This window comes from Salisediminibacterium halotolerans (assembly GCF_003814815.1).
Classification (GTDB): Bacteria; Bacillota; Bacilli; order Bacillales; family Salisediminibacteriaceae; genus Salisediminibacterium; species Salisediminibacterium halotolerans.
The window spans coordinates 117,392-133,869 of record NZ_RKQQ01000003.1 but is presented as its reverse complement, the minus strand read 5'-3'; the positions used below and the strand labels follow the sequence as shown (position 1 = coordinate 133,869).

Sequence of the window (16,478 nt, the reverse complement as noted above, 5' to 3'; positions counted from 1 at the left end):
GGGGCAAGCGGAGGATAGTGGATTCATGGCTGACATAAAAATATAATTTGTCGACAACCTAAATCCTCCGCTGTTTTAGCGGAGGATTGATCACATTATTTAACTACATGAATTGGTAAGCCTGTTGCCAATTCTGCTGTTTCCATCGTGATTTCACCTAGCGACGGATGAGCATGAATCGTTAAAGCGATATCTTCGGCCGTCATCCCCGCTTCAATCGCCACACAAGCTTCAGAAATCATATCAGATGCATTGTGACCGGCAATTTGTACACCGAGGACGAGCCCGTCTTCTTTGCGGGTAACCATTTTCATAAATCCTTCTTCTTCGTTTAAAGAAAGCGCGCGTCCGTTTGCAGCAAACGGAAATTTGCTGGCCTCGACTTCATAACCTTCGTCTTTAGCCTGCTGTTCAGTTAAGCCGACTTGTGCAAGTTCCGGACCTGAGAAGACGACTTCCGGAATCGCGGTATAATCGATTTCAGACGGCTCGCCCGCAATCGCTTCGGCAGCTACTTTCGCTTCGTAGGAAGCTTTATGCGCAAGCGCCGGGCCTTCGACGATATCGCCGATCGCATAAATATTTTTCACCGACGTTCGGCACTGCTTATCGATCTGCACAAGGCCGTTGTCGCCAACTTCAACACCGGCTTGCTCCAAGCCTAGTTCATCGGTATTCGGTTTGCGCCCGACCGTCACTAACAGAACATCACTTTCAAATTCTTCGATTTCGCCGTTAATCTCGGCTTTAATTTTCACACCGTTTTCTGTTTCTTCCATTTCTTGAGCAAAGGCTTCTGTTTTGATCGTCACGCCGTTATTTTTCAGACGCTTCACAACAAGCTGACTCATTTGTTTTTCAAATCCGGGAAGAATGTTTTTCAAGCCCTCGAGAATCGTTACTTCCGACCCGAGATTAGCGTATGCGGCGCCGAGCTCGACACCGATATAACCGCCGCCAATCACAACCATTTTTTCGGGAACTTCTTTCAGCTGCAGCGCTCCGGTCGATGACACAACTTTGTCGCTGAACTTAAACTTAGGAAGTTCTACCGGCTGTGAGCCTGTTGCAACAATGCAATTTTCAAACTTGTACGTTTGTGAAGATTTTTCATCCATGACTCGAAGTGTTGTATCATCAACAAAAAATGCTTCGCCGCGAACAACTTCGACTCCGTTTCCTTTCAAAAGTCCTTGAACACCGCCGGTCAATTTTTGCACGACGGACTCTTTCCATTCTTGAACTTTCGAAAAATCGAGGTTAACTTTTTCTACAGAAATCCCCATGTCGTCCGAGTTCCCTGCGTTGTGATAACGGTGACCCGCTTCAATAAGTGCTTTTGAAGGGACACAGCCGACATTCAAACAGACCCCGCCCAAATTGTCTTTTTCAACAACGGTGACTTTTTGTCCTTTTTGCGCTGCCCGGATTGCAGCGACGTATCCCCCGGGGCCGGAGCCGATGACAAGTGTGTCTACTTCAATTGGAAAATCTCCTACTACCATTAATTATCCCTCCATCATGAGTAATTGCGGATCGTTCAAGAGACGTTTAATCTGATTCATGGCGTGTTGAGCTGTTGCTCCGTCAATAATGCGGTGATCAAAGCTGAGTGACAGCGCCAGCACCGGGGCTACAACGACTTCTCCGTCTTTGACAACAGCTTTTTCTTGAATGCGGCCAAGACCGAGAATCGCCACTTCCGGATGATTAATTACCGGGGTAAACCATTGCCCGCCGGCCGAGCCGATGTTCGTTATCGTCGTAGACGCTCCCTTCATTTCTTCACTCGTCAATTGCCCGTCACGAGCCTTTTTCGCCAAATCGTTCACTTCATCTGAAATCGTGAAAATCGATTTTCTGTCAGCATCTTTGACGACAGGAACCATCAAACCTTTTTCTGTGTCGGCTGCAATCCCGATATTGAAGTAGTGCTTATAGACAATCTCTTGCGAAGCATCATCGAGCGAAGCATTTAAAACTGGATACTCGCGAATCGCTGACGTTAAAGCCTTTACAACATATGGCAAATATGTCAGTTTGATGCCTTTTTCTTCAGCGACTGCTTTGAACTGTTTCCGGTGAGCAACCAGATCTGTTACATCGATTTCATCCATCAGTGTAACATGCGGAGCCGTTTGCTTCGAGTTCACCATTGCTTTTGAGATCGCTTTTCGAATGCCGGACATCTTCTCGCGCGTTTCATAAGCTTCATTTGCCGGTGTGTAGGAGGATACCGGCTGAGGAGCTTTTTCTTCCGACTTCGCTTGCGCTGCCGGCTCGCCTGCCGCGTCTGGCGCTGATGCTTCGGCTGCAGGGGCTTGCTCTCCGGACAAGTAAGCATCGATGTCTTCTATTAACACACGACCGTTTTTGCCTGATCCTTGGACTTTATGAATTTGAGCATTTTTCTCGCGGGCATACTTGCGCACAGACGGCATAGCGATCACCCGTGCATCGCTGTCTGCGGGCTGAGCTGTATCACCTTGGCTTGCAGCAGCCTTTTCTTCTTGCGGCGCTTCTTCTTCTCCGTGCGCTTCCGGCGGCTGTTCCGCGTCTGTTTCAAACGTCATAATGATATCGCCGACGTTCGTTGTCACACCTTCTTCGACATGAATCTTTTTTACCGTTCCTTCAACAGGCGACGGGATTTCAACAACAGCTTTGTCATTTTGTACTTCACAAAGCACGTCATCTTCTTTTACTTCGGCGCCTTCTTGCACATGCCATTTCGCAATCTCGCCTTCATGGATCCCTTCACCGATGTCTGGAAGTTTAAATTCATAATCGCCTTTACTTTTGGAGGAAGATGCCGGTTCACTGCTCGCAGCTGCTTTTTCTTCTTGCGGCGCCTCTTCTTCTCCGTGCGCTTCCGGCGGCTGTTCCGCATCTGTTTCAAACGTCATAATGACATCGCCGACGTTTGTTGTAACGCCTTCTTCGACATGAATCTTTTTTACCGTTCCTTCAACAGGCGACGGAATTTCAACAACAGCTTTGTCATTTTGCACTTCACAAAGCACGTCGTCTTCTTTTACTTCGTCGCCTTCTTGCACATGCCATTTCGCAATCTCGCCTTCATGGATTCCTTCACCGATATCGGGAAGTTTAAATTCGTATGCCATGATGAATGCCTCCGTTTCAAAAAATAAAAATACGTATAAAAAGTCGAGAACGGGGAAACTTCCCCCCCGCCCTCTTATGTTCAAGCTGAATCGGTGCCTAGAAATTGATTACCTCATTAACCCGTTCAACAATATCTTTATGGTTCGGCAGCCAAGCATCTTCAGCTGACGCGAACGGAAACACGGTGTCCGGTGCTGTTACCCGCAAAACAGGCGCCTCCAGCTTCAAGATCGCCCGATCGTTAATTTCTGCCACGACACTGGCAGCAATACCGGCTTTCTTTTGCGCTTCCTGAACAACAATCGCGCGATTCGTTTTTTCAACTGATTCAATTATAGTATCAATGTCGATCGGAGATACCGTACGAAGATCAATGACTTCTGCGGAAACATTTTCTTTTTCCAGTTCTTCAGCAGCTTTTGCTGCCTGGTGAACCATGGCACCGTAAGTCACAATCGTTACATCCGATCCTTCGCGCGTTACTTTCGCTTTACCGAGCGGCACCGTATAATCCTCTTCCGGCACTTCTTCGCGGAAAGAGCGGTACAGTTTCATATGCTCGAGATAGACTACCGGATCGTTATCGCGAATCGCAGAAATAAGAAGTCCTTTCGCGTCATATGGATTGGACGGAATGACAACTTTCAGTCCCGGCGATTGTGCCATTAACCCTTCCAAACTGTCTGCATGCAATTCCGGAGTTTTTACACCGCCCCCGAACGGAGAACGGATCGTCACCGGAGAGTTGTACGTACCGCCGGAACGATAGCGCATCCGCGCCATCTGAGCTGATATTGCATCAAACGTTTCAAAGACGAAACCGAAAAACTGGATTTCCATTACCGGACGAAATCCTGTTACACCGAGACCGGCTGACAAGCCTCCAATGCCGGACTCGGCAAGCGGCGTATCAAATACGCGCTCTTCGCCGAATTCATCTTGCAATCCTTCCGTCGCCCGAAAAACGCCGCCGTTCTGGCCGACGTCCTCGCCGAATACAAGAACCTTTTCATCATTTTTTAACTCTGACCGCATCGCATCCGTAATTGCTTGAATCATTGTCATTTGCGCCATGGCTTATTTCGACTCCTTTTCTTCGTATTTCGCACGCTGCTCTTTTAAATTGCTCGGCAGTTCGTCGTGCATAAGATCGATTAAGTCCGTAACTTTTTGCTTCGGAGCTTGATCGGCCTTTTTAATTTCGGCTTTAATGTCTTCTTTTGCCTGTTCAACAATCTCGTCTTCTTCTTCTTCGCTCCAAATATCTTTTGACTCGAGATATTTACGGAAACGTACGAGCGGATCACGCTTTTCCCATTCATTATCTTCTTCAGATGTACGGTACCGCGTTGGATCGTCTCCGGCCATCGTATGCGGGCCGTAACGGTAAGTCATTGTTTCAATCAGCGTCGGACCGTTTCCTTCCAGCCCCCGTTTTCTGGCTTCTTGCGTAACAGCATAAACGGCGAGGATGTCCATGCCGTCTACTTGCACGCCATGTACACCGGCAGCGACTGCTTTTTGTGCGATCGTTTCAGCAGCCGACTGCTTTTCAACCGGTACGGAAATAGCAAACTGGTTGTTTTGTACAACGAAGACCGCCGGGGAGTTGAAAGCGCCGGCAAAGTTGACTCCTTCGTAGAAATCTCCTTGCGAAGCACCGCCGTCTCCTGTATATGTGATTGCTATCGCATCTTCTTTATTCTTTTTAAGTCCCATAGCGACGCCCGCCGTTTGAGTGATTTGCGCGCCGATAATAATTTGCGGCATCATAACTCGAACGCCTTCAGGCATTTGGCCGCCTTGGAAGTGTCCGCGCGACCATAAAAAAAGCTGGTGCAACGGAAGTCCGTGGTAATGAATTTGCGGTATGTCACGATACCCCGGCAATATCCAATCCTGTTGTTCCAGCGCGTAATGCGAGCCGATCATCGAGGCCTCTTGCCCGGCAACCGGTGCATAGAAGCCTAAACGCCCTTGGCGATTAAGTGAAATCGCGCGCTGATCCCAAATGCGCGTATAAACCATACGCTTCATCATTTCTTTTAAGTCCTCATCAGAAAGGTCCGGCAGAGCTTCTTTGTTTACAATGTTCCCTTCTTCATCCATAATTTGAAAAGTTTTAAACTGCTCTTCGATCTGCTGTAATTCCTTCGTTTTTTCCATCTGTCTTTTCACCTCATCCTTTCATTAAATCGAATCACGGGGTTTATATCTTGCTTACAACAAATTCACGCCGTTATCAGTAGTTCCGTCCAGACATTTCACAGTGGTTGTATTCCCGTTCACTGAAAAAAATAATCGTCGATTGCATATAGCGTAAAACCTGTAACAATCTATATATTTCAAAGGTAGTACAACCCCTGATTCCAAATCATATATTACACGACTCGTAACAAAAAAGTCAACGCTTTAAGCTTGTTAAATAAGTTTACCTCTACACATAAGTTGTTTAGGCAACTTCGCGAACCCCTCGATCTGTTATACATTTATTAAACATCTGTTATAGTAAAGCTATAAAAAAAAAGAGGCAGTCTTCCGCCCCTTTTTTATTTGCTGAGTTATTCGAATGTCACTTCAAAATCTGCCGCTTCGTAAAAATTCATTTTCGCTTCATTATACTCATTCGTCAGCTCGTTAAATTCATTATTCAGCTCAGTGATTTCGTTGTATTTTTCATTTACCTGCTCATGCTGCTCTTCCAGTTCATCTGTTTCCGTCTCTTCCGATTTCGTCATTTCATAAAGTTCGATATCGAGCTCGATTGATTCCATGTACGTTTCAAACAATTCGCTGTATGTATCATAACGAGTCTCCATCGTACTGAACATCTCTTCGGCTGCCTCTTGAAGCTCTTCATCTTCTAAATTAGCTTTCGGTTCTTCTGCTTGCTGAAATGTCTCGTAAGATTCTTCAATCAGATCCCGCTCTTCTTCCATTAATGTTTTCCGTTCTTCGGCAGATTCAATCGCTTCCTCTGCGTATGGGGCAATATCCTCTACTTCCGTCAGCTGGAGCATCTCTTCTTCGTAAAGCCGTTGTTCTTCTTGCTCCGCTTCTTGCATCGGCTCCTGCTTCTCTTCAATCTCAGATTCGATTTGCACAGATTCTTCCAAATATTCATACATTTCTTCTGCAGGATCGTTTCCGCCGCAACCGGCCAAAAGAGCAACAGACAACGCACTAACAGATGCGGTTGTTAATTTATTCAATAAAATGACCTCCTCAAATACCTTTTCCATTCTGATCTTGCCATTATAAAATTACCCTATTTTCCTTAAGATTACAAGAGATTTTCATCATCATTGCAACGCAAATCTTCCCTCTTCCTTTTCATATTCATTCTAGTTATTATAGAATATAAATGATCGATCGACGGAAGGGGTATACTGGAATGTTAACAATGGACGATGTAATCCGAGAAGGAAATTCAGTTTTGCGGGAAAAAGCAGAGGAAGTCGCTTTACCGCCGAGCGATGAAGATAAGCGGCAATTAGAAGAAATGATCGAATTTTTGCGTAACAGCCAAGATCCTGAAACCGCTCAAGAGTACCAGTTACGGCCCGGTGTGGGTCTTGCTGCGCCGCAAATTAATCTCAAAAAAAGAATGATTGCAATGCGGACAACCGACCATAACGACGAATTGATTGAATTGGCGATGTTCAACCCGAAAATTATCAGCCATTCGCAACAATCGGCATACTTAGAAGGCGGCGAAGGCTGTCTCTCAGTCGATAGAGATGTTCCCGGCATCGTTCCCCGTTATGCACGCGTAAAACTCGAAGCTTACGATCTCGACGGCCGGCGATTCACAAAACGGCTGCGCGGTTTTCTTGCCATCGTTTTTCAGCACGAATTAGATCATTTAAACGGAATTATGTTTTACGACCGCATTGATGAGCAAGATCCTTATAAGATCGAGCTACCTCCGCACGAACTCGTTCAGCGCAGCGAAGATGAAGTCCCCTTGGCATAAACCTTCAGCTATAAAGGGAATTTCGCACATGAAGCTTGAAGTATCAAGGTACAAGGTTTAGAATGTTATAAGGTGGAAAGTGCGGATATTTCTATTTTCAAGTATTTCAAATGATTCGATTCGTCACCTTTCTAGGCGGGAAAGGCAATATGAAGACAATCAACGTTTTTCTCAGTTTGTTTCATCAGATCTAAACAGATGGCAGGAAAGCGCCGATTATCTTTCACGAAATGATCAGGAGAAAGGCATAAATGTATGTACAGACAAAGGAGAGAATGAATAAATGGTATTTAAAGTATATTATCAAGAGACGATTGAGGAAGTTCCTGTCAGAGAAGAGACAAAAGCCATGTACGTTGAAGCAGAGACCGAAGAACAGGTTCGTAGATCACTGAAAAACACTAATTACAACATCGAATTCGTGACCCCGTTATCCGATGCCGCTCTAGCCTACGAAAAAGAAAACAACGAAGATTTTCGCGTGGAGAAAGCATAAATCATGAAAGTTAAAAATCACCAAGTAGCGATTTTCACCCTTGGGGGTCTTGGGGAAATCGGTAAAAATATGTACGGGGTCCAATTTCAGGATGAAATCATTATTATCGATGCTGGTATTAAGTTCCCTGAGGACGAATTGCTAGGTATTGACTACGTTATTCCCGATTATACGTACCTCGTCAAAAATGCAGATAAAATCAAAGGAATTTTCATAACCCACGGTCATGAAGACCACATCGGCGGTGTCCCTTACTTGCTGCGTGAAATTAATGCTCCTATTTACGGCGGCCGCCTCGCCCTTGCATTGATTCGCAACAAGTTGGAAGAACACGGTTTGCTTAGAAACGCGAGCTTAAACGAAGTACAGGAAGATACGGTTATCAAATTCCAAAAAACAGCCGTTTCTTTTTTCCGCACAACACACAGCATTCCGGATTCTTTGGGGATCGTCGTGAAAACACCGGAAGGCAATATCGTCCAGACCGGTGATTTTAAATTCGATTTCACGCCGGTCGGCGAGCCTGCCAATTTGTCAAAGATGGCTAAGATCGGCGAGGAAGGTGTCCTTTGCCTGCTTTCCGACAGCACGAACGCAGAAATTCCCGGATTCACGATGTCTGAACGAAAAGTCGGCGAAAGTATTGAAGGCATTTTCCGCAAAGTGGACGGCCGGATTATTTTTGCAACGTTCGCATCAAATATTTACCGGCTGCAGCAGGCTGTCGAATCAGCGGTGAAATACGGACGTAAAGTAGCTGTTTTCGGCAGAAGCATGGAATCTGCCATTCGGATCGGGCGTGAATTGGGCTATATCAATGCTCCAGATGAAACGTTTATCGAACCGAATCAGCTGAACAAAATTCCCGCAGATCAAGTTTTGATTTTATGTACCGGCAGTCAAGGCGAACCAATGGCCGCTCTGTCAAGAATTGCGCACGGAACGCACAGACAAATTCAGATCATTCCCGGAGATACAGTCATCTTCTCGTCTTCCCCGATTCCGGGAAATACAATGAGCGTCAATAAAATAATTAATCAGCTTTTCCGTGCAGGAGCCGAGGTCATTCACGGATCGTTAAATGATATTCACACGTCCGGTCACGGCGGACAAGAAGAGCAGAAGTTGATGCTCCGACTGATGCGTCCTAAGTTTTTCATGCCGATTCACGGCGAATACCGGATGCTTAAAATGCATACGCATTTAGCGAAAGATACCGGCGTTCCGGAAGAAAATTCATTTATTATGGATATCGGCGATGTTCTTGCGCTCGATCGCAATGAAGCGTCGCTTGCCGGCAAAATTCCTTCGGGATCGATCTATGTTGACGGCAGCGGCATCGGTGATATCGGCAATATCGTTTTACGCGACCGCCGTATCCTCTCTGAAGAAGGGTTAGTCGTTGTTGTTGTAACGATTAATATGAAAGATTATAAAATTGCTTCCGGCCCGGATATCATTTCACGCGGGTTTGTATATATGCGTGAATCGGGCGATTTAATCAACCAAGCACAGCGTAAGTTATCGACGCATTTAAACGGATTAATGAAAAACAAAACGACGCAATGGTCTGAAATTAAAAATGAGATTTCCGACACACTCGGACCTTTCTTATATGAAAAAACAAAACGAAAACCGATGATCTTGCCGATCATTATGGAAGTTTAAGAAAAAACCGGCAGGCCCGATAATAAACGGCCTGCCGGTTTTACGTATCTAGTTATCATCAAACAATGCTTCTTCCATTCGATTAATATCGCTGTCTGCGCCGACAACGATAATGATATCTCCTTCTAACAATATATCATCAGGAGCCGGCGACACGTTGACATCGTCTTCCCGTTTTATCGCCATGACGTTGCAGCCGTATTTCAATCGCAGATCAAGGTCTGTCAGCGACCGCTTATCGACGAGTTTGCCAGCTTCTAATTCGACAATGCTGTATTCATTGGATAATTCAAGGTAGTCAAGCACGTTTTTTGAAACGACGTTATGCGCAATCCTCACCCCCATATCCCGCTCCGGGTGAACGACTTTGTGGGCACCGATTTTGTTCAGCACCTTCTCGTGATAATCGTTTTGCGCCTTGACGGTGATGTGGTTAACGCCTTGTTCTACAAGCATCAGCGTCGTCAAGATGCTCGACTGTATATTGTCGCCGATCGCAACAACAACATGATCAAAATTACGTATGCCTAAACTCTTTAACGTCATTTCTTCCGTCGCATCGGCAATCACCGCGTGTGTCGCGACAGAGGCAAATTCGTTCACTTTTTCTTCGCTTGTATCAATCGCGAGCACTTCTAACCCCTGTTCATTTAATGCACGGCAAATGCTGCCTCCAAAGCGGCCTAAACCGATAATTGCAAATTGTTTTTTCATCTCAGTTCCTCCACAATTGTACTTACATACACATTATCATACCATGTTTATCTCAAGCTGTTCAAAGATGATTTCACGTTTAAGCCGCTTATATATTGTGGTAAAATACTAAAAGTCGTTCCAAAAATGACAGCAATAGACGCGAAAGGAGTTATCGTTTATGGATTGGATTCAAACGATTGACTGGCAAGCACTCGGAACAAAAGCTTTGACAGTCGGTCTTCAGCTTGCCGGCATTCTGATCGCCTTTTTTATCATCCGCGCGCTCGGTAAAAAAATGATCAGCAACAGTTTTTCGAAAATGAGCGAAAAACAAAACATCGGCGAGGGGCGAGCGGCTACACTTGAGCGCCTTGCATTAAATGTGTTTTCTTACATTTTGCTCTTTATTTTAGCCACCTTGATTGTCGGAATTTTTGAATATGATGTTACGGCATTAATCGCCGGCGCCGGTATTGTAGGCTTAGCCGTCGGCTTCGGTGCGCAGGGGCTTGTGAGCGATATTGTGACAGGATTTTTTATTTTGCTTGAAAAACAGCTCGAAGTAGAAGAATATGTTACCGTCGCCGGTCTTGACGGCGTTGTCGAAGAGGTCGGCCTCCGTACAACCCGGATCAGAGGGTTCGATGGAACAGTACACTACATTCCAAACCGGGAGATCGGCAGCCTGAGCAATCATTCGCGCTCAAACATGCGGGCGCTTGTCGATATCAGCATTGCTTATAACGAAAATATCGATCAAGCGATGGATATCATGCAGCGCGCTTGTGACCGTGTGGCTGAAAACGATGAGCGCATTAAAGAAGGTCCGCACGTTGTCGGCGTGCAGACTCTTGGCGACAGTGATGTCGTCATCCGAATATTGTCGCAAACCGCCAATATGGAACAATGGGCGGTGGAACGCGATCTGCGCAAAGCGATGAAAGAATCGCTCGACGAATACGGCATTGAAATTCCCTTCCCTCATCAAGTCAACTTGTATAAAAATGAGAAAGAAGCTGAATAATATAAAAGAGGATCCCGGGTTATTAAACTCAGGATCCTCTTTTGTATTATCATTTTTTCAGTCAACACCTTACGCTCGAATGATTGGCTTTAACAAGATCTGCCCGCAGTAGTTATATTCGCAGGCAAGCAGATAATAAGACAGTTTAATTCGCTGTGCGCCCATTTATCCATTCGATCAGAAAGTTCACAGCCGGCTCCATCGCTTCCTCATCAGCATTTAATTTGGATGAATGAAGTCCGTGTTCGCTGTTTACGCCGAGCCAAAACATCGCACCCGGTATTTTTTCGAGAAAGTAACCGAAGTCCTCGCCGGTCATCGCTTTATCGCAAGCTGTATAGGATACGTGAGACGAATTTTCCGCGGCACTGATTAACTGTTCGGACAGTTCTTCATCATTGTAAACTTGACAGTAATTCGCCCCGTAATCGATCGATGTCCGGCAGCGAAAGCTTGCCTCCGTTCCTTTACATAGCGATTCGATCCGTGATTTCACCTCGTTCATTGATTCAAGCGAGAGCGTGCGTATCGTCCCTTCTAAACGGGCATGATCAGCGATGATGTTTTGTTTCGAACCGCCGGTGATTTTACCGATTGTAACCACCGCGGCATCAAGCGGCGGGACATTGCGGGCAACAACCGTCTGCAGCTGCGTGACAAAATAACTTGCAGCGACAACCATGTCCTCTGTTTTATGCGGATACGCCGCATGACCGCCTTGTCCATAAAGATCAATAAACAATTCGCTTGTGTTGGCAAATAATATTCCCGGCTTTACAGCAACGGTTTTGACCGGGTATTCCGGCGCAATGTGCAGCGCATACATCTCATCCGGCTGCCAACGCTGAAACGGTTCTGAATCAAGCATCGGTTTGGCTCCGCCCGGACCTTCCTCAGCAGGCTGAAAAATGAAGAGCAAGTGATCCCGCGCCGGGTTCGACGCAAAGTGTTCAACAAGGGTCAACGCGATCGCCATATGCATATCATGACCGCAGGCATGCATCATCCCGGGATGTTCTGATTTAAACGGCAGGGCTGTTTCTTCTTCCATCGGCAAACCATCCATGTCCGTTCGGTATCCGACCGTTTTCACGGGATCCGTGCCGTGAATTTTCACGAGCACACCTGTATGCCACGTCACGACTTCCATCTGATCTTGCGGGAAACCGGCGAGCGTATTGAGAATGAAACGCTGGGTTTTATACTCTTCAAAACCTTTTTCCGGTATTTGATGAAGCGCCCGGCGATAATTCGCCAGGCGCTCTGTCATCATCGGTGATGAAGTCATCTATTCATCACTCAGCTTTCGCAGTTCTGCTTTCATCTCTGTTTTGCCTTTTGTCTTCTCATCAATTTGTTTAATAACTTTTGCCGGGGTTCCCGCAACAACGCTGTTTGGCGGAACGTCGTTTGTTACGATTGCTCCTGCTGCCACAACTGAACCTTCGCCGACGCGCACGCCTTCAAGAATCACAGCGTTGGCACCGACAACGACCCCGTCTTCGACAACGACCGGATCGGCAGAAGGCGGTTCGATGACCCCGGCAAGCACAGCCCCGGCCCCGATATGACAGTTATTTCCAACTGTTGCTCTGCCGCCGAGTGTCGCGTTCATATCGATCATTGTGCCCGAGCCGACGACGGAACCGATGTTGATGGCTGCTCCCATCATAATGACGGCAGAATCGCCGATTTCCACTTGATCGCGAATAATCGATCCAGGTTCAATGCGCGCGTGGATGTTTTTTAAGTCCAGTGTCGGAATCGCCGAATTGCGGCGGTCATTTTCGACGACAATATCTTCGATTTTACTTTCGTTATTTTTTACGGCCGGCTGAATATCTTTCCATTCGCCGAAAAGTACACCAGTATTGCCTTGGATAAATGTTTTCGTATTCGCTCCGAAATCAATACCGTCAAGATCTCCCTTAACATGCACTTTTACAGGCGTTGATTTCTCGCTGTTGGAAATAAAGCTGATAATCTCGTTTGCGTCCATTTGTTTCATTCAATGCATCCTCCTCTAATTAGATCAGATTTCTTCTCCATGATAGACATTCAGATAAATAAATGCAATCGTAAAGATTATTCAAATACACGTGTAATAAATGTCGTTGTTTCTTTGGATAAATCAACTTCCTCAAACAGAACACCATCGCCATCAGGATCGTAAGCCCGGACGACCGGTCTTTGCGGAAGCCCTTTATGCTGACTTGTCACGACTCCGATTAAACCGCTGCTTAACTTCACTTGAGTTCCGTTCGGATAAAAGGCGATCGAACGGAGAAACTGCCAAACTACTTGGTGGTCAAAGCGCGAGTTGGTTTGACCCATGATGATTTCACACGCTTCGTGCGGAAAAAAGCTTTTCGAGCCTGTATGGCTTGAAACCATATGGTCATAATCATTTGCAACCGCAACAATTCTTGCCAGCAAATGGATGTCATTTTTTTCTAAGCCGCGGGGTTGCCCTGTTCCGTCAATATTCTCATGGTGAGCAAGAGCAATATGCGCGGACAATGTGCTGATATCAGGAGATTTGCGCAGCAAATTAAACCCTTTCCAGGAATGGTGATTCATCAATTCATCCCTTTCCGTGTAACCGGTTGGAATATCGCGGCGGCTCACTCGATCAATGAGCTTGCCGATATCGTGCAAGGCAGCGCCTGCCGCGAGCTCTTGCACTTTTGCTTTTCCAAGCCCTGATTGAACACCGATCATCACTGAGATAATACAAACGTTCACCATATGCACAAACAGTTCGTTATCTTTTGTACGAATATCGGTCAAGTGAATTAATACATCTGAATTCGCCATCACCTCATCGATAATTTTTTCAACGATCGAACTGACTGAATTTCCTTCAATCGGCTGACCTTCCTGCAAGTACTGAATCGAATTGGCAAGCGTCGAAATCGCTTCTCTGCGCGTTGTTTCAGATACGACTTCTTCGATTTCAACTTCAGGAAAACGGTCGTCTTTAATAAAGATCGACCTGACGCCCATCTGCCTCAGCTTAGATATGAGACCGATTGTCAATGTCACTCCTTGATTGAGCAAAATTCTTCCGTCACTGGCATAAATGTGCTTGCCTAATTGTTCCCCTTGATCAAGCTGGTCAATCGAAACATAGCGCATCGCTGTTCACCCTTTTCAAACATTGTTTCCAGAAGAATTTGCTATTTCTGCAAGTTTTTTCTTGTTTGCTCCTACCACATGGTTATCACCGACACACGTAAGCGGCGTGCCGATCGGATTGATTGCTTTCCACTCAGCGTACGCTTGTTGATCTTCAGAAATATTTTTCACGCGCGGCTCAATCATTTCACTGGCAAAATAATCGAGCACACGCTGACAATAAGGACAATTCGAACTGATATATACAGTTATTTGACTCATACATCCCCCTCCTTTTCAGTTGCTAGAGGCCTTTCGGTATCTTCCAAATAAAGACTCCGGCTAGGAAAAGCCATTTGCACCCCTTCTTCATCCATGATTCCCATTAACCGCAAGTTAATGTCTTCTTTAATTTGCAGGTGCTCCTCCCAAGCTGTCGGTGCAGAGAAAAAATAAAGGAATATACCGAGGCTGCTTTCATTAAACTCAGTAAAACGAACAATGATCAGTTCTTGATCGATCTGTTCGTGGTTTTTGAGCAGTTCATTAAACCGGTCGACACAGCGGGAAATTTTGTCACGGGGCGTCGAATATTTAACACCGAGGTTAAAGGTAATTTGTCTTTTCTCCATTTTTTGCAAGTTTTCAATCGGTTCATGCGCTAACGTGTTATTCGGCACAGTGACCAGTGTATCAGCAAACGTTCGTACCGAAGTGCTGCGAAACGAAATGTCCTCAACGACGCCTTCGACTGACGGTGTCTTAATCCAATCGCCGAGCGTGAAAGGTTTCTCCGTAATAATAATGACCCCGCCAAAAAAGTTGCTGATCGAGTCTTGTGCAGCAAGCGCAAAAGCCAAGCCGCCGAGACCGAGTCCGGCAACAAAGCCGCTTACATTGTAGCCCCATTCATCGGCAACGATACTTAAAGCCATAACAATCACGGCAAAACGGATAATCTTCGACAAAAAAGGCAGCAAAATATCATCAAACTGTACATCCATTTTTTCACCGATTTTTGAAAAAACTTTTGAGGAAGCAGCAGAAAGATTAAACAGTCCCCATGCAATATGTATCACGATGATTGTCCGGAAAATTTGCAGCAAAATACCGTCAATTTGTTCGGTCAACGGTAAAAAGCGCAAAGCAACAAATGCACCGAGAAAAATGAGAAACAGCCTTAACGGTTTTTCAAAAGATAACAAAATATTCGTTACAAGTTCCGTCGGGGTTTTATAAGCAAGACGCAAAATAAATTTAAATAAATAATTCACCATTAATTTGCGCAGTGTTAAAAACAGCAGTAATATGCCGGCAGCAATTAACCATTCCTGCCATGAAATTTGCAGCAGCCAATGATCAGAGGCTATAAATATATTCATAATTGTTTCTCCCTTATAGAAAATGATGATTCAACTGTTTTCTCAGCCGAACCGTTGAATCCGCAGTCTTTCAGCGGTTAATATGCTTTTATAGTAACTTGAAAACCATGAGCTGTAAATGATATACTTACATATCGACTCTACTTGAGAGGAACTTGAACCATGAAAAAACAATTTGCGATTATCGGCTTAGGCCGCTTCGGCAGCAGTGTCTGCCGGGAACTCCACCACATGGGACACGAAGTGCTGGCAATTGATAAAAATGAGAAAAAGGTCGATGCTTTGAGCGATGTAGCGACACATACGCTCGTTGCTGATGTGACAGATGAAACGGCTCTGCAGCGAATAGGCATCCGCAATTTCGAACATGTCATTGTCGGTATCGGAGAAGACATTCAGGCAAGCATCCTCGCGACTCTTCACCTCAAAGATTTTGACGTGCCGAAAGTTTGGGTGAAGGCGCAAAATAACTACCATCATAAGGTTCTTGAGAAAATCGGCGCCGATCGGATCTTTCATCCGGAACATGATATGGGCTATCGTATCGCTGAATTCCTCACTTCGGAAAAAGTGCTTGATTACATTGATCTTTCGTCCGATTACAGTATCGTTGAAATGCTCGCGACAGACAAAATCAACAACAAGTCGCTCGTTGAACTTGATATCCGCGCGAAATACGGCTGTACGGTCATTGCAATTAAAAAAACAAATAAAGTCGACGTCACACCGAACCCGACTGAAAAGATTAACAAAGGCGATATTCTTGTTATGATCGGCAACAAAAAAGACCTTCGCCGCTTTCAAGACGGTGCATTGTAATTCTTTAAACCCATCACAGTGTGGGTTCTTTTTTTATACAATTCAAAGTCAGTTAACTACTATGAAAAGTTTACAAACTTTGCAAAATTGTCAAACATTTTTCCTGACAACGGTTTCAATTACCCCCCTATCGTGTTTTAATATGTGTATAGGGAGTAATTAACAACTGTGATC

The 16,478-nt window shown here is 45.4% G+C and carries 16 protein-coding genes; 5 read left to right on the top strand and 11 right to left on the bottom strand.

What is annotated here, in order from left to right:
• Window positions 1–95 precede the first annotated feature (95 nt).
• From lpdA to EDD67_RS06365, 5 genes are all read right to left on the bottom strand, one after another.
• A complete protein-coding gene (gene lpdA, locus EDD67_RS06385; RefSeq protein ID WP_093075036.1) occupies window positions 96–1,505 on the bottom strand; it encodes a dihydrolipoyl dehydrogenase in 1,410 nt (469 codons plus the stop codon).
• Window positions 1,506–1,508: 3 nt separating this feature from the next.
• Window positions 1,509–3,125, bottom strand: coding sequence for a dihydrolipoyllysine-residue acetyltransferase (locus tag EDD67_RS06380; RefSeq protein ID WP_121439747.1), 1,617 nt, complete (start codon window positions 3,123–3,125; stop codon window positions 1,509–1,511).
• A 97-nt stretch (window positions 3,126–3,222) separates the two neighbouring features.
• Window positions 3,223–4,200, bottom strand: coding sequence for an alpha-ketoacid dehydrogenase subunit beta (locus EDD67_RS06375; protein WP_093075031.1), 978 nt, complete (start codon window positions 4,198–4,200; stop codon window positions 3,223–3,225).
• 3 nt (window positions 4,201–4,203) lie between these two features.
• The gene (gene pdhA / locus EDD67_RS06370) at window positions 4,204–5,292 is read right to left on the bottom strand and encodes a pyruvate dehydrogenase (acetyl-transferring) E1 component subunit alpha (RefSeq protein WP_093075028.1); all 1,089 of its coding nucleotides are present in this window, start codon (window positions 5,290–5,292) and stop codon (window positions 4,204–4,206) included.
• Between the two features lie 395 nt (window positions 5,293–5,687).
• Entirely contained in the window at window positions 5,688–6,338 is a 651-nt protein-coding gene (locus EDD67_RS06365; RefSeq protein ID WP_158638204.1) for a YkyA family protein, read from the bottom strand.
• A gap of 182 nt (window positions 6,339–6,520) precedes the next feature.
• Between EDD67_RS06365 and def the strand changes: the two genes are divergently transcribed.
• The 3 genes from def to rnjA all read left to right on the top strand — a co-directional run bounded on the left by def (window position 6,521) and on the right by rnjA (window position 9,266).
• Window positions 6,521–7,102 carry a peptide deformylase gene (def, locus tag EDD67_RS06360; protein ID WP_093075022.1) on the top strand — a complete coding sequence of 194 codons (582 nt, stop codon included), beginning with the start codon at window positions 6,521–6,523 and terminating at the stop codon, window positions 7,100–7,102.
• Window positions 7,103–7,385: 283 nt separating this feature from the next.
• Window positions 7,386–7,598, top strand: a complete 213-nt coding sequence (locus tag EDD67_RS06355) for a DNA-dependent RNA polymerase subunit epsilon (protein WP_121439749.1) — start codon at window positions 7,386–7,388, stop codon at window positions 7,596–7,598.
• Between the two features lie 3 nt (window positions 7,599–7,601).
• On the top strand, window positions 7,602–9,266 hold the full coding sequence (rnjA, locus tag EDD67_RS06350) for a ribonuclease J1 (RefSeq protein WP_093075016.1): 1,665 nt from the start codon (window positions 7,602–7,604) through the stop codon (window positions 9,264–9,266).
• A 48-nt stretch (window positions 9,267–9,314) separates the two neighbouring features.
• Here the strand turns inward: rnjA and EDD67_RS06345 are convergent, their stop codons facing one another.
• Window positions 9,315–9,980, bottom strand: a complete 666-nt coding sequence (locus EDD67_RS06345; protein ID WP_093075013.1) for a potassium channel family protein — start codon at window positions 9,978–9,980, stop codon at window positions 9,315–9,317.
• Between the two features lie 160 nt (window positions 9,981–10,140).
• Here EDD67_RS06345 and EDD67_RS06340 point away from each other — a divergent pair, with 160 nt between their 5' ends.
• Window positions 10,141–10,986 carry a mechanosensitive ion channel family protein gene (locus tag EDD67_RS06340; RefSeq protein ID WP_093075010.1) on the top strand — a complete coding sequence of 282 codons (846 nt, stop codon included), beginning with the start codon at window positions 10,141–10,143 and terminating at the stop codon, window positions 10,984–10,986.
• A 145-nt stretch (window positions 10,987–11,131) separates the two neighbouring features.
• On the opposite strand, the gene EDD67_RS06335 is transcribed toward EDD67_RS06340, so the two are convergent.
• From EDD67_RS06335 to EDD67_RS06315, 5 genes are all read right to left on the bottom strand, one after another.
• The gene (locus EDD67_RS06335) at window positions 11,132–12,274 is read right to left on the bottom strand and encodes an N-acetyldiaminopimelate deacetylase (protein ID WP_242005996.1); all 1,143 of its coding nucleotides are present in this window, start codon (window positions 12,272–12,274) and stop codon (window positions 11,132–11,134) included.
• Window positions 12,275–12,994, bottom strand: a complete 720-nt coding sequence (dapD, locus tag EDD67_RS06330; RefSeq protein ID WP_093075008.1) for a 2,3,4,5-tetrahydropyridine-2,6-dicarboxylate N-acetyltransferase — start codon at window positions 12,992–12,994, stop codon at window positions 12,275–12,277.
• A 77-nt stretch (window positions 12,995–13,071) separates the two neighbouring features.
• Window positions 13,072–14,124 carry an HD-GYP domain-containing protein gene (locus tag EDD67_RS06325; RefSeq protein ID WP_121439750.1) on the bottom strand — a complete coding sequence of 351 codons (1,053 nt, stop codon included), beginning with the start codon at window positions 14,122–14,124 and terminating at the stop codon, window positions 13,072–13,074.
• Between the two features lie 15 nt (window positions 14,125–14,139).
• Window positions 14,140–14,385: a glutaredoxin family protein gene (locus tag EDD67_RS06320; RefSeq protein ID WP_121439751.1), complete on the bottom strand. Its 246-nt coding sequence runs from the start codon at window positions 14,383–14,385 to the stop codon at window positions 14,140–14,142.
• Window positions 14,382–15,485, bottom strand: coding sequence for a mechanosensitive ion channel family protein (locus EDD67_RS06315; protein WP_121439752.1), 1,104 nt, complete (start codon window positions 15,483–15,485; stop codon window positions 14,382–14,384). Before EDD67_RS06315 ends, EDD67_RS06320 begins: the two co-directional genes overlap by 4 nt.
• A gap of 162 nt (window positions 15,486–15,647) precedes the next feature.
• On the opposite strand from EDD67_RS06315, the gene EDD67_RS06310 reads away from it, so the two are divergent.
• Window positions 15,648–16,304, top strand: a complete 657-nt coding sequence (locus tag EDD67_RS06310; RefSeq protein ID WP_093074996.1) for a potassium channel family protein — start codon at window positions 15,648–15,650, stop codon at window positions 16,302–16,304.
• Window positions 16,305–16,478: the final 174 nt, after the last annotated feature.